The organism is Pantoea agglomerans NBRC 102470 (assembly GCF_001598475.1).
In the GTDB taxonomy this organism is placed as follows: domain Bacteria; phylum Pseudomonadota; class Gammaproteobacteria; order Enterobacterales; family Enterobacteriaceae; genus Pantoea; species Pantoea agglomerans.
The window spans coordinates 296933-318357 of sequence record NZ_BCZA01000003.1 but is presented as its reverse complement, the minus strand read 5'-3'; the positions used below and the strand labels follow the sequence as shown (position 1 = coordinate 318357).

25 protein-coding genes, 1 other RNA gene and 1 other annotated feature are annotated in these 21425 nt (G+C 54.8%); of the genes, 14 read left to right on the top strand and 12 right to left on the bottom strand.

Going from position 1 to position 21425, the window contains the following annotated elements; all coding sequences use genetic code 11:
- Positions 1-175 precede the first annotated feature (175 nt).
- On the top strand, positions 176-514 hold the full coding sequence (glnK, locus tag PAG01S_RS07710) for a P-II family nitrogen regulator (RefSeq protein WP_003850469.1): 339 nt from the start codon (positions 176-178) through the stop codon (positions 512-514).
- Positions 515-548: 34 nt separating this feature from the next.
- Complete coding sequence (gene amtB, locus PAG01S_RS07705) at positions 549-1835, top strand: ammonium transporter AmtB (RefSeq protein WP_010255877.1); 1287 nt, start codon at positions 549-551, stop codon at positions 1833-1835.
- A gap of 49 nt (positions 1836-1884) precedes the next feature.
- Here amtB and tesB read toward each other — a convergent pair whose 3' ends face one another.
- Positions 1885-2748, bottom strand: coding sequence for an acyl-CoA thioesterase II (gene tesB, locus PAG01S_RS07700; RefSeq protein ID WP_010255880.1), 864 nt, complete (start codon positions 2746-2748; stop codon positions 1885-1887).
- A gap of 190 nt (positions 2749-2938) precedes the next feature.
- On the opposite strand from tesB, the gene PAG01S_RS07695 reads away from it, so the two are divergent.
- Positions 2939-3496, top strand: coding sequence for a YbaY family lipoprotein (locus tag PAG01S_RS07695; RefSeq protein WP_010255881.1), 558 nt, complete (start codon positions 2939-2941; stop codon positions 3494-3496).
- Between the two features lie 39 nt (positions 3497-3535).
- Here PAG01S_RS07695 and PAG01S_RS07690 read toward each other — a convergent pair whose 3' ends face one another.
- Complete coding sequence (locus tag PAG01S_RS07690; RefSeq protein ID WP_033756781.1) at positions 3536-3847, bottom strand: MGMT family protein; 312 nt, start codon at positions 3845-3847, stop codon at positions 3536-3538.
- 175 nt (positions 3848-4022) lie between these two features.
- On the opposite strand from PAG01S_RS07690, the gene ffs reads away from it, so the two are divergent.
- An RNA gene (gene ffs / locus PAG01S_RS07685) (signal recognition particle sRNA small type) lies at positions 4023-4119 on the top strand.
- Between the two features lie 134 nt (positions 4120-4253).
- Here the strand turns inward: ffs and hha are convergent.
- The 3 genes from hha to PAG01S_RS07670 all read right to left on the bottom strand — a co-directional run bounded on the left by hha (position 4254) and on the right by PAG01S_RS07670 (position 5372).
- The gene (hha, locus tag PAG01S_RS07680; RefSeq protein ID WP_003850458.1) at positions 4254-4469 is read right to left on the bottom strand and encodes a hemolysin expression-modulating protein Hha; all 216 of its coding nucleotides are present in this window, start codon (positions 4467-4469) and stop codon (positions 4254-4256) included.
- Positions 4470-4493: 24 nt separating this feature from the next.
- Positions 4494-4871, bottom strand: coding sequence for an Hha toxicity modulator TomB (tomB, locus tag PAG01S_RS07675; RefSeq protein ID WP_003850455.1), 378 nt, complete (start codon positions 4869-4871; stop codon positions 4494-4496).
- Between the two features lie 147 nt (positions 4872-5018).
- Positions 5019-5372 (bottom strand): hypothetical protein, encoded by a 354-nt coding sequence (locus PAG01S_RS07670; RefSeq protein ID WP_031592173.1) that lies wholly within the window; start codon positions 5370-5372, stop codon positions 5019-5021.
- Between the two features lie 341 nt (positions 5373-5713).
- Here PAG01S_RS07670 and PAG01S_RS07665 point away from each other — a divergent pair, with 341 nt between their 5' ends.
- Genes PAG01S_RS07665 through PAG01S_RS07655 form a run of 3 tightly spaced genes read left to right on the top strand, consistent with a single transcriptional unit; the run spans position 5714 to position 8112 of the window.
- Positions 5714-6382 carry a metal ABC transporter ATP-binding protein gene (locus PAG01S_RS07665; RefSeq protein WP_033766689.1) on the top strand — a complete coding sequence of 223 codons (669 nt, stop codon included), beginning with the start codon at positions 5714-5716 and terminating at the stop codon, positions 6380-6382.
- Positions 6379-7218 (top strand): metal ABC transporter permease, encoded by an 840-nt coding sequence (locus PAG01S_RS07660; protein ID WP_062758242.1) that lies wholly within the window; start codon positions 6379-6381, stop codon positions 7216-7218. Before PAG01S_RS07665 ends, PAG01S_RS07660 begins: the two co-directional genes overlap by 4 nt.
- Positions 7219-7233: 15 nt before the next feature.
- Positions 7234-8112, top strand: coding sequence for a metal ABC transporter substrate-binding protein (locus PAG01S_RS07655; protein ID WP_033785427.1), 879 nt, complete (start codon positions 7234-7236; stop codon positions 8110-8112).
- Between the two features lie 45 nt (positions 8113-8157).
- Here PAG01S_RS07655 and ykgO read toward each other — a convergent pair whose 3' ends face one another.
- The 4 genes from ykgO to PAG01S_RS07640 form a co-directional block, all read right to left on the bottom strand.
- On the bottom strand, positions 8158-8298 hold the full coding sequence (gene ykgO, locus PAG01S_RS21620) for a type B 50S ribosomal protein L36 (protein ID WP_010255896.1): 141 nt from the start codon (positions 8296-8298) through the stop codon (positions 8158-8160).
- Positions 8299-8309: 11 nt separating this feature from the next.
- Positions 8310-8564, bottom strand: coding sequence for a type B 50S ribosomal protein L31 (locus PAG01S_RS07650; RefSeq protein WP_010671219.1), 255 nt, complete (start codon positions 8562-8564; stop codon positions 8310-8312).
- Positions 8565-8726: 162 nt separating this feature from the next.
- On the bottom strand, positions 8727-11882 hold the full coding sequence (locus tag PAG01S_RS07645; RefSeq protein ID WP_062758240.1) for a multidrug efflux RND transporter permease subunit AcrB: 3156 nt from the start codon (positions 11880-11882) through the stop codon (positions 8727-8729).
- A gap of 16 nt (positions 11883-11898) precedes the next feature.
- Complete coding sequence (locus PAG01S_RS07640; protein WP_010255904.1) at positions 11899-13092, bottom strand: efflux RND transporter periplasmic adaptor subunit; 1194 nt, start codon at positions 13090-13092, stop codon at positions 11899-11901.
- Between the two features lie 142 nt (positions 13093-13234).
- On the opposite strand from PAG01S_RS07640, the gene acrR reads away from it, so the two are divergent.
- Entirely contained in the window at positions 13235-13873 is a 639-nt protein-coding gene (gene acrR / locus PAG01S_RS07635) for a multidrug efflux transporter transcriptional repressor AcrR (protein WP_010255906.1), read from the top strand.
- Here acrR and rsmS read toward each other — a convergent pair.
- Genes rsmS through priC form a run of 3 tightly spaced genes read right to left on the bottom strand, consistent with a single transcriptional unit; the run spans position 13870 to position 14855 of the window.
- Positions 13870-14022 (bottom strand): pleiotropic regulatory protein RsmS, encoded by a 153-nt coding sequence (rsmS, locus tag PAG01S_RS21615; protein WP_010255907.1) that lies wholly within the window; start codon positions 14020-14022, stop codon positions 13870-13872. The two genes, acrR and rsmS, sit on opposite strands and share 4 nt — an antisense overlap.
- An 8-nt stretch (positions 14023-14030) precedes the next feature.
- Complete coding sequence (locus PAG01S_RS07630) at positions 14031-14276, bottom strand: GlsB/YeaQ/YmgE family stress response membrane protein (protein ID WP_010255909.1); 246 nt, start codon at positions 14274-14276, stop codon at positions 14031-14033.
- A 57-nt stretch (positions 14277-14333) separates the two neighbouring features.
- Entirely contained in the window at positions 14334-14855 is a 522-nt protein-coding gene (gene priC, locus PAG01S_RS07625) for a primosomal replication protein PriC (protein ID WP_010255912.1), read from the bottom strand.
- Positions 14856-14912: 57 nt separating this feature from the next.
- Between priC and PAG01S_RS07620 the strand changes: the two genes are divergently transcribed.
- From PAG01S_RS07620 to htpG, 6 genes are all read left to right on the top strand, one after another.
- Positions 14913-15302 (top strand): DUF454 family protein, encoded by a 390-nt coding sequence (locus PAG01S_RS07620; RefSeq protein WP_010255914.1) that lies wholly within the window; start codon positions 14913-14915, stop codon positions 15300-15302.
- 144 nt (positions 15303-15446) lie between these two features.
- Positions 15447-15998: an adenine phosphoribosyltransferase gene (apt, locus tag PAG01S_RS07615; RefSeq protein ID WP_010671221.1), complete on the top strand. Its 552-nt coding sequence runs from the start codon at positions 15447-15449 to the stop codon at positions 15996-15998.
- A 158-nt stretch (positions 15999-16156) separates the two neighbouring features.
- On the top strand, positions 16157-18253 hold the full coding sequence (gene dnaX, locus PAG01S_RS07610) for a DNA polymerase III subunit gamma/tau (RefSeq protein ID WP_033779645.1): 2097 nt from the start codon (positions 16157-16159) through the stop codon (positions 18251-18253).
- Positions 17595-17656: a sequence feature (DnaX frameshifting element), on the top strand. (Overlaps the previous gene by 62 nt.)
- A gap of 55 nt (positions 18254-18308) precedes the next feature.
- The gene (locus PAG01S_RS07605; protein ID WP_003850423.1) at positions 18309-18641 is read left to right on the top strand and encodes a YbaB/EbfC family nucleoid-associated protein; all 333 of its coding nucleotides are present in this window, start codon (positions 18309-18311) and stop codon (positions 18639-18641) included.
- The gene (recR, locus tag PAG01S_RS07600) at positions 18641-19246 is read left to right on the top strand and encodes a recombination mediator RecR (protein WP_003850420.1); all 606 of its coding nucleotides are present in this window, start codon (positions 18641-18643) and stop codon (positions 19244-19246) included. The genes PAG01S_RS07605 and recR overlap by 1 nt, the downstream gene beginning before the upstream one ends.
- Before the next feature lie 97 nt (positions 19247-19343).
- Complete coding sequence (gene htpG, locus PAG01S_RS07595) at positions 19344-21218, top strand: molecular chaperone HtpG (RefSeq protein ID WP_029519428.1); 1875 nt, start codon at positions 19344-19346, stop codon at positions 21216-21218.
- Positions 21219-21425 lie beyond the last annotated feature (207 nt).

The window sequence follows — 21425 nt, the reverse complement described above, 5'->3', positions numbered from 1 at the left end:
CCCTCCGCTGCAATTTCCCCTGTACGGCCTCTCTGTTTCCCATCCTCTTTAAAGCATCCCTTGTCGCGTCTCGCCTGAACAACGTATTACCGTCATTTTCACACTCTGGCACAGGCTTTGCTTATATCCCTGCGTGTCCGTAAACGTTACCTATTTTCTCGCTGGAGGGGATCCAATGAAGCTGGTTACCGTCGTAATTAAGCCATTCAAGCTGGAGGATGTACGTGAAGCTTTATCCTCTATCGGCATTCAGGGACTGACCGTCTCCGAAGTGAAAGGTTTTGGCCGTCAGAAGGGCCATGCAGAGCTTTATCGTGGCGCAGAGTACAGCGTGAACTTCCTGCCTAAGGTCAAAATTGATATCGCTATTGCCGACGATCAGTTAGACGAAGTGGTGGATGTCATCAGTAAAGCGGCTTACACCGGCAAAATTGGCGACGGTAAAATTTTCGTAGCTGAACTGCAGCGTGTCATCCGTATTCGTACCGGCGAGACCGACGAAGCCGCTCTGTAATAAAGACTCAGTACTGTGATGGGATGGAATAAAAATGAATAAAATTTTCGCTAAGTTGGGCCTCACCAGCCTGGCACTGTTACCCTCACTCGCAATGGCTGCGCCTGCCGTTGCGGACAAGGCTGATAACGCATTTATGATGATTTGCACCGCGCTGGTGCTGTTTATGTCAATTCCAGGTATCGCGCTGTTTTATGGTGGTTTGATTCGCGGTAAAAACGTGCTGTCGATGCTGACTCAGGTTGCCGTCACCTTCTCACTGGTCTGCGTATTATGGATGGTTTACGGCTATTCACTGGCGTTCAGTGAAGGCAACGCCTTCTTTGGCAGCTTTAACTGGGTGATGCTGAAAAACATTCAGCTGACCGCCGTCATGGGCAGCTTCTATCAATATATTCATGTCGCGTTCCAGGCCTCGTTTGCCTGTATCACGGTGGGCCTGATTGTCGGTGCTATCGCAGAACGCATCCGTTTCTCTGCCGTACTGATTTTTGTCGGCGTCTGGCTGACCCTGGCTTACCTGCCTATCGCGCACATGGTGTGGGCTGGCGGTTTCCTGGCACAGGATGGCGCGCTGGACTTTGCTGGCGGCACCGTGGTGCATATTAACGCCGCTGTCGCCGGTCTGGTGGGCGCTTATCTGGTGGGCAAACGTGCCGGCTTTGGTAAAGAGGCCTTCAAACCACACAACCTGCCAATGGTATTCACCGGCACCGCCATTCTGTATGTCGGCTGGTTCGGTTTCAACGCCGGTTCTGCTTCTGCAGCAAACGAAATCGCGGCGCTGGCCTTCCTGAACACCGTTGTCGCCACAGCGGGCGCCGTGTTGTCATGGACCTTTGGCGAGTGGGCGGTACGTGGTAAGCCTTCGCTGCTGGGTGCCTGTTCAGGCTTTATTGCCGGGCTGGTAGCGATTACGCCTGCCTGTGGTTATGTCGGCGTCGGCGGTGCATTAATTATCGGCCTGGTCGGCGGACTGGCGGGACTGTGGGGCGTGACCACGCTGAAAAAATGGCTGCGCGTGGATGATCCCTGCGATGTGTTCGGCGTGCATGGCGTGTGCGGCATTGTCGGCTGTATCCTGACTGGCGTGTTTGCCTCCTCTTCACTGGGCGGCGTAGGCTATGCAGAGGGTGTCACCATGGGCCATCAGGTCTGGGTACAGCTCTTCAGCGTGGGCCTGACTATCGTCTGGTCGGGCGTTGTCGCCTTCATCGGCTTCAAGCTGGCTGATTTGATTGTCGGTCTGCGCGTTCCGGAAGAGCATGAGCGTGAAGGTCTGGATGTAAACAGCCACGGCGAGAATGCTTACAACCAGTAATGGATGGGCAGTGAAAAGATCAATCGGGGGCGAGTAATCGCCCCTTTTTTTATTCGCTGCGCTGACGCATGACCCCTTCCTGAACCGTTGAGGCCACCAGCACACCCTGCTGATTGTAGAACTCGCCCCGGACAAAACCCCGTGCGCCTGACGCCGAAGTACTGACTACGCTATAGAGCAGCCATTCACTGAAGTCGAACGGGCGGTGGAACCACATTGAGTGGTCGATAGTGGCGACCTGCATGTCCGGCTCTAAAAAGCCTTTGCCGTGCGGCTGGAGCGCGACCGGCAGGAAATTGAGATCGGAAGCATAGCCGAGCAGATACTGATGGATACGCAAATCGTCGGGCAGTGGGCCGGTGGCACGGATCCAGACCTGGCGTTCAGGCTTATCCACATGGCCCCGGAGAGGATTGTGAATCTGTACCGGGCGGATCTCCAGCGGACGCTCGGCAATGAATTTTTCACGTAGCTTTTCTGGCAGCAGATGCGCCATTTTCTGCGCCATCGCCTGTTCAGTTAACAGATTCTCCGGCCCCGCCACCTGTGGCATCGGATTCTGATGTTCAAAGCCGCTTTCCGGTGACTGGAACGAAGCGGTCATATAAAAAATCGGCTGCCCATTCTGAATGGCACTGACCCGCCGGGCACTGAAACTTTTGCCATCACGCAACGTTTCAACATCGTAAATAATCGCTTTCTGACTATCGCCGGGCCGCAAAAAATAGCTGTGAAAAGAGTGAATAATGCGATCTTCCGCCACGGTTTGCTTTGCGGCATACAGCGCCTGACCCACCACCTGACCGCCAAACACCTGACGAAGGCCAATATCTTCGCTCTGGCCGCGATATAAACCCTCTTCCAGTTTTTCCAGATTTAATAAATTCAGCAGATTTTGCAGTGCCTGACTCATGGCGCATTCCTCAATATAGTGACCTGCTCAGTGTGAAAGATCGGACCAGTTGACGTCAATCAGACTTTCTACATTGTCGGTGCCAGGCAAAATTTCATTTTTGTGCCAACATTAAGGACATACGGCGAGTGAAGCGCTGTAAGCATGATTCGCTGCCGACAATCATTTTGATCAAATGGAGACGACATCAATGAAACTCAGGCATGTGTTCAGTGGAGTAGTTATGGCGGTTGCTGTTGTAGGATGCGCCGACAAGAGTAAACCCGTGCCAACGCCAACTCTGGGTTCTGCGGTTGCAGGACAGACGGCGGCGATTGCGCAGCCTAACGTAAGTGGTTCAGTCTTTATCCGCCAGCGCATTGCGCTGCCGCCGGATGCGGTATTAACCGTGACGCTCTCTGATGCGTCCGTCGCCGATGCACCCTCAAAAGTGCTGTCGCAGCGCGTGGTGCGAACCGAAGGCAAACAGGCACCGTTCCAGTTCGTGCTGCCGTTTAACCCAGCCGACATCAAGCCTGATGCACGCATTCTGTTAAGCGCAGCCATCTCAATCGACGGTAAGCTGGCCTTTATCACTGAAGGCGTGAAGCCGGTGATTAACCAGGGTGGCACCAAAGCAGAGCTGCTGCTGGTACCGGTACCGTCTATGGCGATGCCAACCCAGCCGGGCGCAGCGACCACCGTTCCTTCGACCTCACCGACTCAGGTGACGCCGTCTGCTGCGGTTCCTGCTCCAACCCGTCTGTAAACTCTTTTCGGGGCGACATAGTCGCCCTTTTTTCCCTGTCTAAACTCGCCAGCGATAAGTCTCGAGATCGAGCTGTCCGTCGTCACTCACCTCTATGCCTTCCGCCTCCAGTGCATCCCGCTGCCGCAACAGACGGTCACCCTGAAGAGAAATTGTGCCGTGTCGGTTTACGACGCGATGCCAGGGAAGGGTAGTGCCCTCGGGTAAGCGGCTCAGCACGCCACCGACCTGACGCGCCGCGCGCGGAGAACCGGCCAGTAGCGCCACATCGCCATAGGTGGTGACGCGGCCAGCCGGAATAGCGGCAACAATTTGCCAGATGCGTTGCTGGAAAGTGTCTGGCTGATTCATGTACTTATTTCATCAGGAAAAAGGGTTTTAACTTTAGCACGGGGAAAAGGCGGAGAAAGCGTAAAAGCGGTGGTTGTTCAAGAAAACAACGGTTGTCCCGACTACGCTTGCAATTGCCACCTCCTTCCCAGATAATGCCCCCGCTCTCGTAAAGAGGGCTTGTCAATGGGGGCCCTGTTGGTTCTCCCGCAATGCTAGCTTGTGAACTCGGTCAGATCCGGAAGGAAGCAGCCGTAGCAGGTGACGCGTGTGCCGGGATGTAGCTGGCAGGGCCCCCACCACTTTCTCCCTTCGATATTCTCCCCCTAAGCTGCAGACAGGCAAAACCCGCCTGGGCCGATCCTTTGCCGGCAGGCAGGATTATCCGGTACTTTATTGGGGTAAAACTGAGCTGTAAGCGATCAGATTAACGGACAAATTTCCATACTGAACCCGGGACTTTATCGTAGAGCTTGTTCATCGTCAGTTCCGCCAGGCGATGGTCAGCTGCTGAGTAAAATACCGCTAATTCATCTTCCGGTAATTCATACTTATTTTTTTCAATCACCCTTTCCAGGGTATCAAGAGAGCGGCAGCGCCGCAGTCGCATCAAATAATCGGTTTTAGTCAGGGTTTTGTTCATAAATAAACCGTTCTCATGTCTTTACTATAATGAATGGCTCGGTTGCTGGAGAAAAGCGCACTCTTCAGTGAACAGATTAAATAAGCGTTTTGCTGAACGTTGCCACCGCTGAAGATCCGGACTATTGACACCATAATTGCTGAATAGCATAAAAGTATCATCAAGATATTCATCGATTTGCGAAATCAGCGCTTCATCTTCAACGTGCTTAATTTTGTAATTCATGGTGAAAGAGGCGATATGCTCAATCAAATCGTTAAGCTGTAGATTGCTTTCAGAAGTGGGATCATTAACCCAGCCATGATGGCTGTCGGTTAATGTTGCCATGCTGTCGTCAAACAGACTCTCACAAAGGTATTTAAGCTGGGCAATATCATGCCGTTTCGGTGAGTATTCGTCCATCTTTTTCCCCTCCATAGCTAGCACAGTTGCCGCAGGGCGGCGAGAGAAGATCACGCGGCCAGGAAGCGATTATTCGGGCAGTTATTAAACGGGATACCTTAAAGATAGTGTAAAACCATTAGTTCTGCTCACCTCCATTACTAAATATTACAATTCATCGCCAGGGGAGGGTTGCTCATTGTCGATCACATCAAACTCAAGTGCACCGGGCTTAATGTGAAAGTTTACCTGTTCTGACTGCGTCACGGTTTCATTTAGATCCAGGCAGGGACTAAATAAATTCCAGTCAAAATCGTAAAGTAATTTAAAACTATTCAGATCCTGGTATTCAACCGAAATGATTTTTAAACTGCCTGGAACTAACCGGGCATTATGTGAGTACCAGCGTAAATCCCCTACCAGCAAATCGGTTATTTTGAGAATATTCCGCTGAACAATCTCTGCTATTTTTGCGCAGTCCGATTCACCCGCGGCAATATCACATTCAATGCGTGACAGCATATCTGTTCCACTTATAACCGTTAATAAACCTATCATTGGTTTTCTGCAACTGGTTTGCAAGTCAGTTGAGCACAAAACTCTCAGTTTCTGAGATTTGCCAGACGCAGCCGCAGGCCTTACCGCCAGCGCGGGTCTGCCAGTGCGTGCAGGTGGTATTTATCTTTTGATACACAATCCCACATTCAACAGAGAGCAACATCAGGTATCTTTACTGTTATGTTATAACATTATGGTGAAGTAATGCGTCAGAGTGGACTACTTATGTCACTGAGCGGGCGGCTGGGAGTAGCACTGCTATTTATCACGCTGCTTGCTGTGGCAATAAAATGGGGGATCAGCGCATGATCCTGTTTAACGCGCTTCGCGCGGGCTACCAGGGACAGGTTGTGACCCCGGCTATTACCGGCCAGCTCGCAGCCGGCTCGATGACCGCGCTGGTCGGCGCGAACGGTAGCGGCAAATCAACCCTGTTAAAAACCATTGCTGGCTTACTGCCACCGATAGCCGGGCGCTGTGAGCTGCAGGTTGCACGCCGGGATATCGGCTGGTTGCCGCAGCGCACCGAACTTGAGACCCGCTTTCCCCTGACGGTATTTGAACTGGTCTCTATTGGCTGCTGGCCACGCTGCGGCTGGTTCGGCGGCATTAACCGGATACTGCGTCGGGAGATCTGGCAGGCGCTGGAAGCGGTTCAGATGAGTGATTATGCGGATGCGCAGCCCGCGACGTTATCCGGTGGACAACTGCAGCGGGTATTGTTTGCGCGGCTGATGCTGCAGCGCAGCCAGCTCTGGCTTCTGGATGAGCCTTTTAACGGCATTGACAGCCAGACGGTGACGCTACTGATGTCGATCCTTGAGCAGCAACAGCAGGCCGGAACAACCCTGCTGGTGGTGCTGCACGATCGTCCGCTGGTGGCGCGCTACTTCAGTAACGTGATGTCGATGGATGAACGTGAGGTTAACTGCACCTGCCTGCCTGCTTCCTCTCTGGGGAGTCGTGCGCCGTGACCCTGATTCAACCCTTTATTGAGTTTGGTTTTATGCGACGCGCGCTGGTGGCCTGTCTGGCGCTGGCCGTCAGCGCCACGCCGCTCGGGGTATTCCTCTCCCTGCGACGTATGAGCCTGATTGGCGATGCCTTATCACACGCGGTGCTGCCCGGTGCCGCCATTGGCTATCTGATCTCCGGATTGTCACTGGTCGCGATGGGTGTTGGCGGCCTGATCGCTGGTTTAGCCGTGGCGCTGCTCTCTGGCGCGGTCAGTCGCTACACGCCGCTGAAAGAGGATGCCAGTTTTGCCGGGTTCTATCTGGGTTCACTGGCGCTGGGCGTCACGCTGGTTTCATTACGCGGCTCAAGTGTGGATCTGCTGCACGTTCTGTTTGGCTCGCTGCTGGCGGTAGACAACGCAGCGCTGTTGCTGGTGGGCGGCATCGCTGCCTTTACGCTGATTCTGCTGGCGGTGATCTATCGTCCGCTGGTCATCGATGCATTTGACGGCGACTTCCTGCGTGCGCAGGGAAAATGGAACGCGCCGCTGGTGCATGGTCTGTTTTTAATGCTGGTGGTGCTGAATCTGGTGGCGGGTTTTCAGGTGCTGGGCACCCTGATGTCAGTGGGTTTAATGATGTTGCCCGCCGCCAGCGCCCGCTTCTGGAGTCGCCATCTCGCCGCGATGCTGGTTATCGCCATTTTCATGGCAATGATTTCGGCGCTGGCCGGGCTGATGCTCTCCTGGCACTTCTCATTGCCGGCGGGTCCCGCTGTAGTGCTGAGCGCCGCCATGCTGTTTTTTTTCTCCATTCTTACAGGGCCGTGCGGCGGAATTTTACGCCGCCATTAATCTTAAGGGGTATCTATGAAAAAATTACCGGTTAGCCTGGCGCTCGCTGCGCTGTTTGCCACGCCTCTGGCGATGGCCAAAACGGTGGATGTCGTGGCCAGCTTTACCGTGCTGGCTGACATCGTTAAGCAGGTCGGCGGCGAGCATGTAAAGGTTAAAAGCCTGGTGGGGCCGAATGGCGATCCTCATACTTTTGAACCGACACCGCAGGACAGTCAGGCGCTGGCGAAGGCCGATCTGGTGTTTGTCAGCGGACTGGGACTGGAAGGGTGGATGGATCGGCTGGTCAGCGCCTCAGGGTATCGCGGTCAGCCCGTTGTCGCTTCAACCGGTGTCACCACCCGCAGCATGGAGGAGGAGGGTAAAACCGTTACCGATCCTCACGCCTGGAACAGCATGCAGAACGGCGTTATCTACGCGACCAACGTGATGAATGCGCTGGTCAAAGCCGATCCTGAAGATGCTCCGGCCATTCGTCAGCGTGGACAGAATTACATTCAGCAACTGCAGGCGCTGGATCGCTGGGCAAAAACCGCCTTTGACGCTGTGCCAGCTGATAAGCGTAAAGTGCTGACCAGTCACGATGCGTTTGGTTACTTTGGACAGCGATATGGCGTGACTTTCCTGGCGCCGGTAGGGTTCTCTACTGAGGCGGAAGCGAGTGCCAGCAACGTGGGTAATTTAATCACACAACTGAAGCAGCAGCACATCAATCGCTATTTCATTGAGAACCAGACCGACCCGCGTCTGGTAAAACAGATTGCCAGCGCCACCGGGGCAGAGCCGGGTGGTGAGCTCTATCCGGAAGCGTTATCCACGGCCTCTGGCCCGGCAGCCACCTATCAGGCGGCTTTTAAACACAACGTGAATGCGATGCTGAAGAGCATGCACTAAGCATAAAAAAGGCCGGGCAAGCCCGGCCAGTCATCACGACACAAACTAGCGTTTTTTCTTTCTTCCCTGTACTGCTTTAAACCGCGGGTTCGATTTACAGATAACGTAAATACGGCCTTTGCGGCGGACTACTTTACAATCCCGATGGCGATTTTTTGCTGAACGCAGCGAGCTTAATACCTGCATGATCCTCTCCTCTATTTCTTTCCAAGAAAACGCCCGAAACGCTGGTTAAAGCGTGCGGTGCTGCCCTCTTTGGCAAAATCTTTCTGTTTGCCGGTGTAGAACACATGTGAGGCAGACGACACATCCAGGGTGACGTAAGGCAGCGTTTCGCCTTCGAACTCCACGGTGCGATCGGTTTTGATGGTTGATCCAATTTTGAACCAGACATCAGCCGATGTGTCATGGAAGACCACGTGACGATAGTGAGGATGAATATTCGCTTTCATAATGCACACCTATGTAATGTTATATTATAACAATATTATGCGATGCACAGGCCAGGATTGCAACTGTCCGTGAGACAGGAAAAGCAAGGGAACAGGAAATGAGAAGGGCAGAATCGCAGGCATAAAAAAAGGCCGCTTGCGCGGCCTCAGATGATTTACAGCTTAGTGAGTCTGGTTATGCTCAACCGGATGACTGTTCGCTGATTCTTCTTTTTTCTTGCCAAAGCGGCGGCGTACCACCACAAAGAACACAGGAACGAAGAAGATCGCCAGTATGGTCGCGGTGACCATACCACCGATAACGCCGGTACCTACGGCGTTTTGCGAACCGGAACCGGCACCGGTACTGATCGCCAGCGGCAGTACCCCGAGAATAAACGCCAGTGACGTCATCAGGATAGGACGCAGACGCATACGGCACGCTTCCAGCGCAGCTTCAATCAGCCCTTTACCCTCTTTATCCATCAAATCTTTAGCAAATTCGACGATAAGGATGGCGTTCTTGGTGGAGAGGCCGATGGTTGTCAGTAACCCCACTACGAAGTAGACGTCATTACTCAGGCCACGCAGGGTGGTAAAGATCAGTGCACCAATGACCCCGAGCGGGACAACCAGCATAACCGAGAATGGAATCGACCAGCTCTCGTACAGTGCGGCGAGACACAGGAAGACCACAATCAGCGAGATAGCATAGAGCGCAGGGGCCTGGTTACCTGACAGGCGTTCCTGATAGGACATACCGGTCCAGTCATAGCCGATACCGGCAGGCAGTTTCGCCGCCAGCTCTTCCATCAGGTCCATTGCCGCACCCGAGCTTTTGCCTGGCGCAGCCTGTCCCAGGATTTCCATCGCAGGCAGACCGTTGTAACGCTCAAGGCGCGGTGAACCATATTGCCATTTCGCTGACGAGAAGGCAGAGAAGGGCACCATGGTTCCGCTGCTGTTGCGCACGTACCATTTACCAATGTCGTCCGGCAGCATGCGGGCGTCCGCTTTACCCATGACGTAAACTTTCTTCACGCGACCGCGGTCAATGAAGTCATTGACGTAGGAACCGCCCCAGGAAGCCGCCAGCGTGGTGTTGATATCACTCAGTGATACGCCCAGCGCCTGTGCTTTCTCCTGATCGATCGTCAGCTTGTACTGCGGCGTATCTTCCATCCCGTTAGGACGGACGCCAACCAGCGTATCAGGATGCTGCGCAATCATGCCGAACAGCTGATTACGCGCTTCCGTCAGCTTATCGTGGCCAAGGTTATTCTGGTCGATCAGCTCAAAGTCGAAGCTGGTCGCGTTACCCAGTTCAATAATGGCTGGCAGGTTGAAAGGAATGACCATTGCATCTTTGATCGCGCCCAGCGCCTGCATGGCACGGCCAGCAATCGCCGGTACTTTCATGTCGCTGCCGGTACGCTCATCCCACGGTTTGAGACTGACGAAGGCGATACCGGTGTTCTGTCCACGACCGGCAAAGCCGAAGCCGTTAACGGTAAACACCGATTTAACCGTGTCTTTCTCCTGGGTCAGGAAGTAATCCGTCACCTGATCCAGCACTTTCTGCGTACGCTCCTGGGTTGCACCAGCAGGCAGCTGCGCCTGAGCCAGCAGCAGACCCTGATCCTCTTCCGGTAAGAATGAAGAGGGCAGTCGCACAAACAGAAACGCCATACCGACCACGATCACCAGATAGATCACCATATAGCGACCCGTACTGCGAACCATGTGGCCCACACCATCCACATAGTGGTTGGTGCTTTTGTCGAACATGCGGTTGAACCAGCCGAAGAAACCGGTGGTTTTACCGTGCTCGCCTTTTTTAATCGGTTTCAGCATGGTGGCACAGAGTGCCGGCGTCAGAATAAAGGCGACCAGCACCGATAGCGCCATTGCCGAAACGATAGTGATGGAGAACTGACGGTAGATAACACCGGTCGAACCACCAAAGAACGCCATCGGAATAAATACGGCAGCCAGCACCAGCGCGATACCGACCAGTGCGCCCTGGATTTGCTCCATAGAACGCTTAGTCGCTTCTTTTGGCGGTAATCCCTCTTCCGCCATTACGCGCTCAACGTTCTCGACCACCACGATGGCGTCATCCACCAGCAAGCCGATGGCCAGCACCATCCCGAACATCGTCAGGGTGTTTATCGAATAGCCAAAAGCGCTGATAACGGCAAACGTACCCAGCAATACCACAGGGACCGCGATGGTAGGAATGAGCGTGGCGCGGAAGTTCTGCAGAAACAGATACATGACCAGGAACACCAGCACGATCGCTTCGATCAGCGTTTTCACCACTTCGAAAATCGAGATTTTAACGAAAGGCGTGGTGTCATACGGATAGACCACTTTCAAACCGGCCGGGAACGTCGGCTGCAATTTGGCCAGTTCTTCTTTCACCGCATTGGCGGTATCCAGCGCATTCGCACCGGTGGCCAGCTTGATACCGATACCGGACGCAGGCTTGCCGTTATAACGGGCAACGATTTCGTAGTTTTCCGCGCCAAGTTCAATCCTTGCCACATCACGCAGACGAACCTGAGAACCATCTTCATTCACTTTCAGCAGGATTTTGCCGAATTCATCGGTAGAGGTGAGACGGGTTTGCGCAATGATCGAGGCGTTAAGCTGCTGTCCCGGAACCGGAGGCGTACCGCCCAACTGACCGGCAGCAACCTGGGTGTTCTGCGTATTCAGGGCGCTGATAACATCAACCGGCGTCAGGTTGTAGTTGTTCAGCTTGTGCGGATCCATCCAGATACGCATCGCGTACTGCGCACCAAATACCTGGGTATCACCCACGCCTTTAGTACGGCTGATCGGATCTTTGATGGACGATGAAATAAAGTCAGAAATATCATTCTGCGTCATATTGTCATCGTCGCTGATGAAGCCCGCTACCATCAGGAAGCTACTGGAAGATTTCTTAACCTGAATCCCCTGTTGCTGTACTTCCTGCGGTAACAGCGGCGTCGCCAGCTGCAGTTTGTTCTGCACCTGAACCTGCGCGATATCGGCATCTGTTCCTGACTCAAAGGAGATCGTCAGGGTCAGCGTACCGGATGAATCGCTGCTTGAGGACATATACATCAGTCCATCAATGCCGTTCATATTTTGTTCGATGACCTGGGTCACCGAGTCCTGCAGCGTTTTAGCATCTGCACCAGGGTAGGTGGCCTGAATCTCAATCGCCGGCGGTGCAACATTGGGATATTGCTCAATCGGAAGTTTGAGAATCGATAGCGCACCGACCAGCATAATGATGATGGCGAGCACCCACGCAAAGATGGGCCGATCGATAAAGAACTTAGCCATGAATCAACGGCTCCTGTTATGACGATGACTTGTCAGACTGCGGCTTTGAATCGGGTGCCGCTTTCGCATCGTCTGAGACTTCTTGTGGGGTAACCTGTGCGCCCGGCTTGGCTCGCTGCAGACCCGTGCTGATCACACGTTCACCCGCTTTAACACCGTCGGTGACTAACCACTTGTCGCCAATCGCCTGAGAGGTGGTGACCTGACGAGCTTCCACTTTGTTATCTGCACCCACCACCATGACCGTTGCCTGACCCGTTGGGGTGCGGGCTACCGCCTGTTGCGGAACCAGCAACGCATTAGGATTGGTACCTTCATCCAGACGAGCGCGAACAAACATGCCCGGTAACAGCGCATGGTTCGGGTTCGGGACAATGGCGCGCAGGGTGATAGAACCCGTGGTTTCATCAACGGTAACGTCAGAGAACTCCAGCGTACCTGTCTGTGGATAGCTGTTGCCGTTCTGCATCAGCAGGGTCACGTTGGCTTTGCCATCGTTCTGCTTCAGCTGACCCGACTCCAGTTCTGAACGTAAGCGCATGAAATCTTCGCTCGACTGGGTGACGTCGACATACATCGGGTCAAGTTGCTGCACAGTGGCCAGAGCGGTGGTTTGTGCGTTTTGTACCAGCGCACCTTCCGTTACTGACGATTTGCCGATGCGGCCACTGATAGGCGAGGTGACTTTGGTATAAGCCAGGTTAATGCGGGCCGTTTCTACATTGGCTTTTGCTACCTGAACCGCAGCATCGTTTTGCGCGGCCGTGGCAACGGCGGTGTCGTAATCCTGCTGACTGATATATTTGGTGCCGAGTAAAGGCTTATAACGTTTGACGGTCAGCTGAGCGATGCGAGCATTGGCCTGCGCCTGAGTTAAGTCACCTTTGGCGCTGTCATAGGCGGCCTGATAGGTAGCAGGATCGATCTGATAAAGAGACTGACCCGCTTTGACATCGCTGCCTTCAACAAAGTTACGCTTCAGAATGATACCGGAAACCTGCGGACGGACTTCGGCGACACGATATGCCGAGGTGCGGCCAGGTAATTCAGTCGAGATTTTCAGGGGTTCAGTTTTCAGTGTTACAACCCCCACTGCTGGCGGTTGCTGGGCGGCTTGTTCGGATTTATTGTTGTCACATCCTGTTAACAAAAAGCTGCCTGATAGCATCAGGACGGCCGCCAGAGGCGATAATCCTCTGATTTTATTCATAAATAAACCTCTAGTGTCCGATATCAATTGGTCAATGGATCACAAACTGAAAAACCCATTGCTGTGTCAAGTCGCAGGTCATGCTATGGTACATACATTCGCAAATGTATGTAAACTTACCTGTTTGTAAAAAAAGCCCCTTATGGCACGAAAAACCAAAGCGCAAGCACTTGAAACGCGACATCAAATTCTTGATGCCGCCATTGTTCTGTTTTCGCAGCAGGGCGTTTCAGCCACTTCTCTGGCGGATATTGCAACCGCTGCCAGCGTCACGCGAGGGGCCATCTACTGGCACTTCAAAAATAAAGCCGATGTATTACATGAAATATGGCTTCGTTGTGATGCTGGTCTGGACGATGTGGAACTTGAGTATCAGACAAAATACCCTGGCGATCCACTCTCTGTGTTGCGAGCGATGCTGGTCTATATCTTTGACGCGACAGCAAAGGATCCGCAGCGCCGCGCCTTGATGGAGATCATTTTCCACAAATGTGAATTTGTGGGCGAAATGTCGGCGCTGAAGAATATGCAGCAGAGCTTACTGCTGGAGTGCTACGACAAAATTGAAGATGTGCTGCGCCAGTGTATCGAAGCCGGACAACTTCCGGGCAGTCTCAGCACGCGTCAGGCCGCTCTTATCCTGCGCGGTTACGTCAACGGTATGATGGAAAGCTGGCTGTTTGCGCCGGACAGTTTTGATTTAGCCGGAGACGCGCCGACGCTGGTCAATGCTTTTATCGATATGCTGCGCCTCAGTCCGACGCTGACTGCCCACCACTAAGCCGATGGGCGATCACGCTTGTTTTCGAAATCGCGCTGCACCATGGCCAGCGCTGAGAGCACGGTTTCTACCGGCAGTTGATGCTCTTCCAGTAGCTGAATCAGATCAACTGCCAGTTTGACGTCGTCAGGGGCATTTTCCAGTGACATCTCTTCTCCTAAATACGTAGTCGGGCCGCGACCAGCAGCATCACTAATGCACCGAGAATCGCCATGCCCAGTGCGCCAATATGCAGCGTTGCCAGGGTACCCAGGTCAAAATAGGTGGCGATATAGCCGCCAATCAGAGCCCCGATCATCGACAGCGTCAGGGTAGCAACCAGGCCGCCCGGTGGTCCCGGCATCAGCAGGCGCTTCAGCAACCCCAGCAGTAAACCGCTTAACAGCCACACAAGTAAAGCCATGGTTCTTCTCCGCGCCGAATCACACCCAGTATAGGAGCGCTTTTGTCACGCTGCGCTTTATTCGCTGCCGCGCAACGACGAGGCCCATTCGACAGAGCGAATCGCCTGCCGACAGCGTGCCAGTCGCTGCTCTAACGTTTCCAGATCCTGTTTCAGCTGATGCTGTACCGCCAGCGTTTCGGCCAGCGCCAGTCTCTGCTCACGCTGATCGATCATTGCCAGCAAACGCCGCTCAAATTCACGGTACTCCTGATATTTTGCGGCGCGTGGGTTCCTGACGGGCTGTTCGCGTCGGGTACGCAGCTGTTGCGTACTCGCCTCACGTTGCAGGGCGGCAATCTGATCGACCAGGCGTTCAGCCAGCCACGCACTGCGGGCCAGATCGTGGCTGCTGTCGCAGAGCCGGGCAAAATTCTGTTCCACTTCCAGCAGGTAATCAGCCAGCCGCGTGCCTTTGGTGCGGAACAGCTGAGTATCAAAACGTGGCAGACGGCAAACCCCATCTGAATGGCAGGCGAGTTCCTGCCGCAGGGCGATAAGGAGCTGTTGCAGGCGCTGTTGTATGGCGATCGCACTCATCGCGTGACGCTCAATTGTGCTAACGTACGCTGATGAGGAAAGAGTTGGGCGGCATTCATGCAACGCATTCTGTTATTAACCCTCGGCTGGCTGGCGATTGTGCTGGGGACGCTGGGCATTGTATTACCTTTATTACCTACCACGCCATTCATGCTGCTGGCGGCCTGGTGTTTTGCCCGTTCATCGCCGCGTTTTCATCACTGGCTGCTGTGGAAATCGCCATTTGGCCGCTATCTGCGTCACTGGCAGCAGCATCGCGCGATGCCGCCAGGGGCTAAAGTACGCGCTATCTGCCTGATAGTCGCCACCTTTAGTCTCTCACTCTTCCTGGTGCATCAGCTCTGGGTACGCATCATGCTGCTGATCATGCTGGCGGCGCTGCTGCTGTTTATGTGGCGTATTCCGGTGGTGGCAGAAGCAGCGGACGCACCGCCGCCGCCGCGATAAAGTTGCATTTAGCCGGTCATTTGCTTAGATTTGGGCGTCTTCGTGCGTGGCTTCCCTTTGTGAATTGACTTCCGCTGAGCCTTTTATCAGGTATTAGCGCTTTTGAAGCTGCGCGAAACAGAATTTTTTACCAGGCGTATCATTATGACCGACACTGCGCAGCAGCTTGAATTCATTAAAAACAGCATTAAAAGCATTCCCGATTATCCTAAGCCAGGCATCCTGTTCCGCGATGTCACCAGCCTGCTGGAAGATCCCAAAGCCTATGCCGCGTCGATTGCGCTGCTGGTTGAGCGTTACCGTAATAAAGGCATCACTAAGGTGGTGGGGACGGAAGCGCGCGGTTTCCTGTTTGGTGCACCGGTGGCCTTAGGCCTCGGCGTCGGTTTTGTTCCGGTGCGTAAGCCCGGCAAACTGCCCCGTGAAGTCTACAGCGAATCCTATGAGCTGGAGTACGGCACCGATAAGCTGGAATTGCACAAAGATGCCATCCAGCCAGGCGATCTGGTGCTGGTGGTTGACGACCTGCTGGCGACCGGCGGGACGATTGAAGCGACCGTTAAACTGATTCGTCGTGCAGGCGGTGAAGTTAAAGACGCGGCTTTCATTATTAATCTGTTCGATCTGACCGGAGAAACGCGTCTTAATGCCATGGGCGTTGAGAGCTACAGCCTGGTTAAATTCCCCGGCCACTAAGCCACTCTTTCGGCCTTGCCACCCGGCGAGGCCGTCACGCCTTCGGCGTCAAGATAACGAGTGCCAGCCAAAAGCGTAGCTGATAGACTACTGCAATCTTATACAGGGGTTGCAGAGCGTCTGCGCTCATCTTTCCATCCAACTTCGTCGAACTCCACATGAGCTATCAGGTACTTGCGCGAAAATGGCGTCCCCAGGCTTTTGCTGATGTTGTCGGTCAGGAACATGTTCTGACGGCGCTGGCGAATGGATTGTCTCTGGGACGCATCCATCATGCTTATCTCTTCTCCGGCACCCGCGGAGTAGGGAAAACCACTATTGCGCGTCTGCTGGCCAAAGGCCTTAACTGCGAAACCGGTATCACTGCCACCCCCTGTGGTCAGTGTGATAACTGCCGTGAAATTGAGCAGGGCCGCTTTGTCGATCTGATTGAGATTGACGCCGCATCGCGTACCAAAGTTGAAGATACCCGCGATCTGCTCGACAACGTGCAGTACGCCCCGGCGCGTGGCCGCTTCAAAGTCTATCTGATCGATGAAGTGCATATGCTGTCGCGTCACAGCTTCAATGCGCTGTTAAAGACGCTGGAAGAGCCCCCTTCACACGTTAAATTCCTGCTGGCGACCACCGATCCGCAGAAACTGCCGGTGACCATTCTCTCGCGCTGCCTGCAGTTCCACCTCAAAGCGCTGGATGTGGATCAAATCCGTCAGCAGCTTGAGCATGTTCTGAAGCAGGAACAGATTGAGAGTGAAACCCGGGCGCTGCAGCTGCTGGCGCGGGCTGCCGATGGCAGTATGCGTGATGCGCTGAGCCTTACCGACCAGGCCATTGCCATGGGGCAGGGCGCGGTGACCAGCAGTACGGTCAGCGTCATGCTCGGCACGCTGGACGATGAACAGCCGCTGGGGCTGCTGGAAGCGCTGGTCGACGGTGACGGTCAGCAGGTGATGAGCCTGTTGAGCCAGGCCGCGTCACGGGGTGTGGAATGGGAAGCGCTGCTGGTAGAAATGCTGCGCCTGCTGCACCAGATTGCGATGGTGCAATTGCTGCCGACCTCGCTTAATGACGATGATGAGAGTAACGCACTTCGCTTGCGTGAACTGGCGCGGGTGGTGCCGCCCGCCGATCTGCAACTCTATTATCAGACCCTGTTGATGGGCCGCAAGGATCTGCCTATTGCGCCCGATCGTCGCATGGGTGTGGAGATGACGCTGCTGCGTGCACTGGCGTTTCATCCTAAAGCTGCCGTGGCTGAACCCATTGCGCGTCCCGCATTAACTCAGCAGACGGCGCCTGTCGCCCCTGCGCAGACGTCACCGGCAGCATCCGGCCCATCGTCGTTAGCACGGCAACCGGCAGCACAGCCAGCCTCACCGTCACCTGCCGCTACGCCGCCGTCGCACACCGCGTCGCCCGTCGCGCAGCAGACTCAACAGCAGATGCCGGAGCAGACGCAGCAGCAGGTTGCCGCTCAGCCGCAGATGGCCGCGCCCGATGCTGCACCGCAGCATTCGCCGTCGCCAGATGCCACACCTGATACCGCACTTTCCAGTTCCACCAGTCAGCTCCTGCAGGCGCGCACTCAGTTGTTGCGTCAGGGAGCGAACAAGCCAAAAAAGCGTGAGCCGGCAGCGCCAGGTGCGCGGCCGGCCAACTCCGCGCTGGAGCGGCTGGCCTCGGTCACCGAGCGCAGTCAGCAGCGTATCCGCGATCGCGAGCCTGCTGCCCCGGTAAAAGAGGAAGCGTACCGCTGGAAAGCGGTCAATCAGCCGGTGGAAGTGGCGGAGCCGGTGGCGACGCCAAAGGCCTTGCGTTCTGCGCTGGAGCATGAGAAAACCCCTGAGCTGGCGGCGCGTCTGGCCGAAGAAGCGCAGCAGCGCGATCCCTGGGCCGCAGAGATTGCGATCCTGCCGCTGCCGAAACTGGTGCAGCAGCTGGCGTTAAATGCCTGGAAAGAGACCACCGAAACTGGGGTCTGCCTGCATTTGCGTAGCAGCCAGCGTCACCTTAATTCACCGTCGGCGCAGCAGGTATTAAGCGATGCGCTGAGTCAGCATGCCGGGCAGAGAGTTGAACTCTCGGTAGTTGAAGACGATAATTCATCGGTGTTGACGCCACTTGAATGGCGTCAGGCCATTTACGAAGAGAAACTGGCGCAGGCGCGTCAGTCGATCACCTGTGATACCCACATTCAGACGCTGCAGCGCTTTTTTGATGCCGATCTGGATGAGGAGAGTATCCGACCTGTTTGAACACGCTGCTGCTATCTTAACGATAGCGTTGTAGCCTCAGCTGAGAGAGAAAACTATGTTTGGTGGTAAAGGCGGATTGGGCAACCTGATGAAACAGGCCCAGCAGATGCAGGACAAAATGGCCAAGGTTCAGGAAGAGATTGCCGCGATTGAAGTGACCGGTGAGTCTGGTGCTGGCCTGGTAAAAGTCACCATTAACGGCGCGCACAACTGCCGTCGCGTGGAAGTCGATCCCAGCCTGCTGGAAGATGACAAAGATATGCTGGAAGATCTGATTGCAGCCGCGTTCAACGATGCGGCACGTCGCATTGATGAAACCCAGAAAGAGAAGATGGCTTCTGTCTCTTCAGGCATGCAGCTGCCACCAGGCTTTAAGATGCCGTTCTGATGCAAACCAGTCCACTGCTTGAATCTTTGATGGAGTCGCTGCGCTGTCTGCCCGGCGTTGGGCCGAAGTCGGCGCAGCGCATGGCGTTTCAGCTGCTGCAGCGCGATCGCAGCGGTGGCATGCGGCTGGCGCAGGCGCTGACCCGGGCGATGTCGGAGATCGGACACTGCGCCGATTGCCGGACATTCACCGAGCAGGAAATTTGCACCATCTGCGCCAATCCAAGGCGTCAGCAGAATGGTCAAATCTGCGTGGTGGAAAGCCCGGCTGATATTCACGCCATTGAGCAAACCGGCCAGTTTGGCGGTCGCTACTTTGTGCTGATGGGACATCTCTCGCCGCTCGACGGCATCGGTCCGGCTGATATTGGCCTGGATCGTCTGGAGCAGCGACTGGAGAGTGAAACCCTGCAGGAAGTGATCCTCGCCACCAACCCGACGGTTGAAGGCGAGGCGACCGCGAACTACATCGCGGAACTCTGTGGTCAGTATGGCGTCGACGCCAGCCGTATCGCGCACGGCGTGCCGGTGGGCGGTGAGCTGGAGATGGTTGATGGCACCACGCTGTCCCATTCACTGGCGGGCCGCCAGAAGTTTAAATTTTAATCACTTGCCGGTGTTGTGACAGACACCGGCTTGAAAATCTCCCTGTCACCCCCACATCAACCTCAACGTTTGTTCAACCTGTTTTGTTGAGGTAGCAATGACCATGAAAGGACAAGAGACCCGTGGCTTTCAGTCGGAAGTAAAACAACTTCTGCACCTGATGATCCATTCTCTCTATTCAAACAAAGAAATTTTCCTGCGTGAGCTGATCTCCAACGCCTCGGATGCGGCAGACAAACTGCGCTTCCGTGCCCTGTCAGATTCCAGCCTGTATGAAGGTGATGGCGAGCTGCACGTTCGTCTCTCTGTTGATAAGGACAACCGTACCATTACGCTCAGCGACAACGGTATCGGTATGCGTCGCGATGAGGTCATTGAGAACCTCGGGACTATCGCCAAGTCAGGCACCAAATCCTTCCTTGAATCGCTGGGCTCCGATCAGGCGAAAGATAGCCAGCTGATTGGTCAGTTCGGTGTCGGTTTCTATTCTGCATTCATCGTGGCGGATAAAGTCACTGTGCGTACCCGTGCCGCGGGCGCGTCAGCCGAAGAAGGCGTGTTCTGGGAATCCGCAGGCGAGGGCGAATATACCCTGGCTGAGATTGAGAAAGCCGATCGCGGTACCGAGATCACCCTGCATCTGCGCGAAGGCGAGGATGAGTTCCTGGATGCATGGCGCGTGCGCAACATCATCAGCAAATATTCCGATCACATCGCGCTGCCGGTTGAGATCGAAAGCAAAGATGAAGAAGGCGAAGGGACACACTGGGAGAAGATTAACAAAGCCCAGGCGCTGTGGACCCGCAACAAATCTGAGATCAGCGACGAAGAGTACAACGAGTTCTACAAGCATATCGCCCACGATTACAGCGATCCGGTCGCCTGGAGCCACAATCGGGTGGAAGGTAAGCAGGAATATACCAGCCTGCTCTACATTCCGGCGCGTGCGCCATTTGATATGTGGAACCGCGATCAGAAACATGGCCTGAAACTCTACGTACAGCGCGTCTTTATCATGGATGACGCTGAGCAGTTTATGCCGAACTATCTGCGCTTTGTGCGTGGCCTGATTGACTCCAACGATCTGCCGCTGAACGTCTCCCGTGAGATCCTGCAGGATAGCCGCGTGACCCAGAGTCTGCGCGCCGCGCTGACGAAGCGTACCCTGCAGATGCTGGAAAAACTGGCGAAAGATGACAACGAGAAATACCAGACCTTCTGGAATGAGTTTGGTCTGGTGCTGAAAGAGGGCCCGGCGGAAGATCACGCTAACCAGGAGACGATCGCTAAGCTGCTGCGTTTCGCCACTACCCAGAGCGAAGGTTCAGCACAGACCATTTCGCTGGAAGATTACGTCAGCCGCATGGTGGAAGGTCAGGAGAAGATTTACTACATCACCGCTGACAGCTATGCCGCCGCGAAGAGCAGCCCGCATCTGGAACTGTTCCGCAAAAAAGGCATTGAGGTGCTGCTGCTCTCCGATCGCATCGACGAATGGATGATGAGCTATCTCACTGAGTTCGATGGTAAAACCTTCCAGTCAGTCAGCAAAGCGGATGAATCGCTGAGCAAGCTGGCGGATGAAGAGACTGAAGAGCAGAAAGAGGCGGAAAAAGCGCTGGAGCCTTTTGTTGAGCGGGTGAAAACTCTGCTGGGCGAACGTGTGAAAGAGGTGCGTCTGACGCATCGCCTGACCGATACTCCGGCGATTGTCACCACCGACGCCAACGAGATGACCACGCAGATGGCGAAGCTGTTTGCCGCGGCCGGACAGGAAGTGCCGGAAGTGAAGTACCTGTTCGAAATCAACCCGGATCATCCGCTGGTGAAACGTGTTGCGGATACGCAGGATGAAGCACGCTTCGGTGAGTGGATTGAGCTGCTGCTGGATCAGGCCTTGCTGGCCGAGCGCGGCACGCTGGACGATCCTAACCAGTTTATCCGCCGCATGAACCAGTTGCTGACCGCATAACGGCAACAGGCCGGTGGTTTTCACCGGCCTGAAGTTGCAGCTACGATGCTGGCTCAGGGAGCATACGCCCTCCGCAAAGACGCAAAAAGCCGCCATCCCTGGCGGGCTCAGCGCGGGCGATTACGCACCTCATCCTGAGGTGCGCCCGTTGCCGGGCCAACGCTTTGCGTTGTTCACAAACGCTCCCGGCGTTTTTGTCCATGGCCC

Bases quoted from the DNA above. Each gene is read 5' to 3' on its own strand.
- ykgO (WP_010255896.1), bottom strand. From the start codon at position 8,298: ATGCAGGTATTAAGCTCGCTGCGTTCAGCAAAAAATCGCCATCGGGAT.
- priC (WP_010255912.1), bottom strand. From the start codon at position 14,855: ATGAGTGCGATCGCCATACAACAGCGCCTGCAACAGCTCCTTATCGCC.
- htpG (WP_029519428.1), top strand. From the start codon at position 19,344: ATGACCATGAAAGGACAAGAGACCCGTGGCTTTCAGTCGGAAGTAAAA.
- PAG01S_RS07640 (WP_010255904.1), bottom strand. From the start codon at position 13,092: ATGAATAAAATCAGAGGATTATCGCCTCTGGCGGCCGTCCTGATGCTA.
- PAG01S_RS07695 (WP_010255881.1), top strand. From the start codon at position 2,939: ATGAAACTCAGGCATGTGTTCAGTGGAGTAGTTATGGCGGTTGCTGTT.
- rsmS (WP_010255907.1), bottom strand. From the start codon at position 14,022: ATGTCACTGGAAAATGCCCCTGACGACGTCAAACTGGCAGTTGATCTG.
- hha (WP_003850458.1), bottom strand. From the start codon at position 4,469: ATGAACAAAACCCTGACTAAAACCGATTATTTGATGCGACTGCGGCGC.
- PAG01S_RS07690 (WP_033756781.1), bottom strand. From the start codon at position 3,847: ATGAATCAGCCAGACACTTTCCAGCAACGCATCTGGCAAATTGTTGCC.
- glnK (WP_003850469.1), top strand. From the start codon at position 176: ATGAAGCTGGTTACCGTCGTAATTAAGCCATTCAAGCTGGAGGATGTA.
- PAG01S_RS07650 (WP_010671219.1), bottom strand. From the start codon at position 8,564: ATGAAAGCGAATATTCATCCTCACTATCGTCACGTGGTCTTCCATGAC.
- dnaX (WP_033779645.1), top strand. From the start codon at position 16,157: ATGAGCTATCAGGTACTTGCGCGAAAATGGCGTCCCCAGGCTTTTGCT.
- PAG01S_RS07665 (WP_033766689.1), top strand. From the start codon at position 5,714: ATGATCCTGTTTAACGCGCTTCGCGCGGGCTACCAGGGACAGGTTGTG.
- tesB (WP_010255880.1), bottom strand. From the start codon at position 2,748: ATGAGTCAGGCACTGCAAAATCTGCTGAATTTATTAAATCTGGAAAAA.
- PAG01S_RS07670 (WP_031592173.1), bottom strand. From the start codon at position 5,372: ATGCTGTCACGCATTGAATGTGATATTGCCGCGGGTGAATCGGACTGC.
- PAG01S_RS07645 (WP_062758240.1), bottom strand. From the start codon at position 11,882: ATGGCTAAGTTCTTTATCGATCGGCCCATCTTTGCGTGGGTGCTCGCC.
- tomB (WP_003850455.1), bottom strand. From the start codon at position 4,871: ATGGACGAATACTCACCGAAACGGCATGATATTGCCCAGCTTAAATAC.
- PAG01S_RS07630 (WP_010255909.1), bottom strand. From the start codon at position 14,276: ATGGCTTTACTTGTGTGGCTGTTAAGCGGTTTACTGCTGGGGTTGCTG.
- acrR (WP_010255906.1), top strand. From the start codon at position 13,235: ATGGCACGAAAAACCAAAGCGCAAGCACTTGAAACGCGACATCAAATT.
- recR (WP_003850420.1), top strand. From the start codon at position 18,641: ATGCAAACCAGTCCACTGCTTGAATCTTTGATGGAGTCGCTGCGCTGT.
- PAG01S_RS07655 (WP_033785427.1), top strand. From the start codon at position 7,234: ATGAAAAAATTACCGGTTAGCCTGGCGCTCGCTGCGCTGTTTGCCACG.
- PAG01S_RS07605 (WP_003850423.1), top strand. From the start codon at position 18,309: ATGTTTGGTGGTAAAGGCGGATTGGGCAACCTGATGAAACAGGCCCAG.
- apt (WP_010671221.1), top strand. From the start codon at position 15,447: ATGACCGACACTGCGCAGCAGCTTGAATTCATTAAAAACAGCATTAAA.
- PAG01S_RS07620 (WP_010255914.1), top strand. From the start codon at position 14,913: ATGCAACGCATTCTGTTATTAACCCTCGGCTGGCTGGCGATTGTGCTG.
- amtB (WP_010255877.1), top strand. From the start codon at position 549: ATGAATAAAATTTTCGCTAAGTTGGGCCTCACCAGCCTGGCACTGTTA.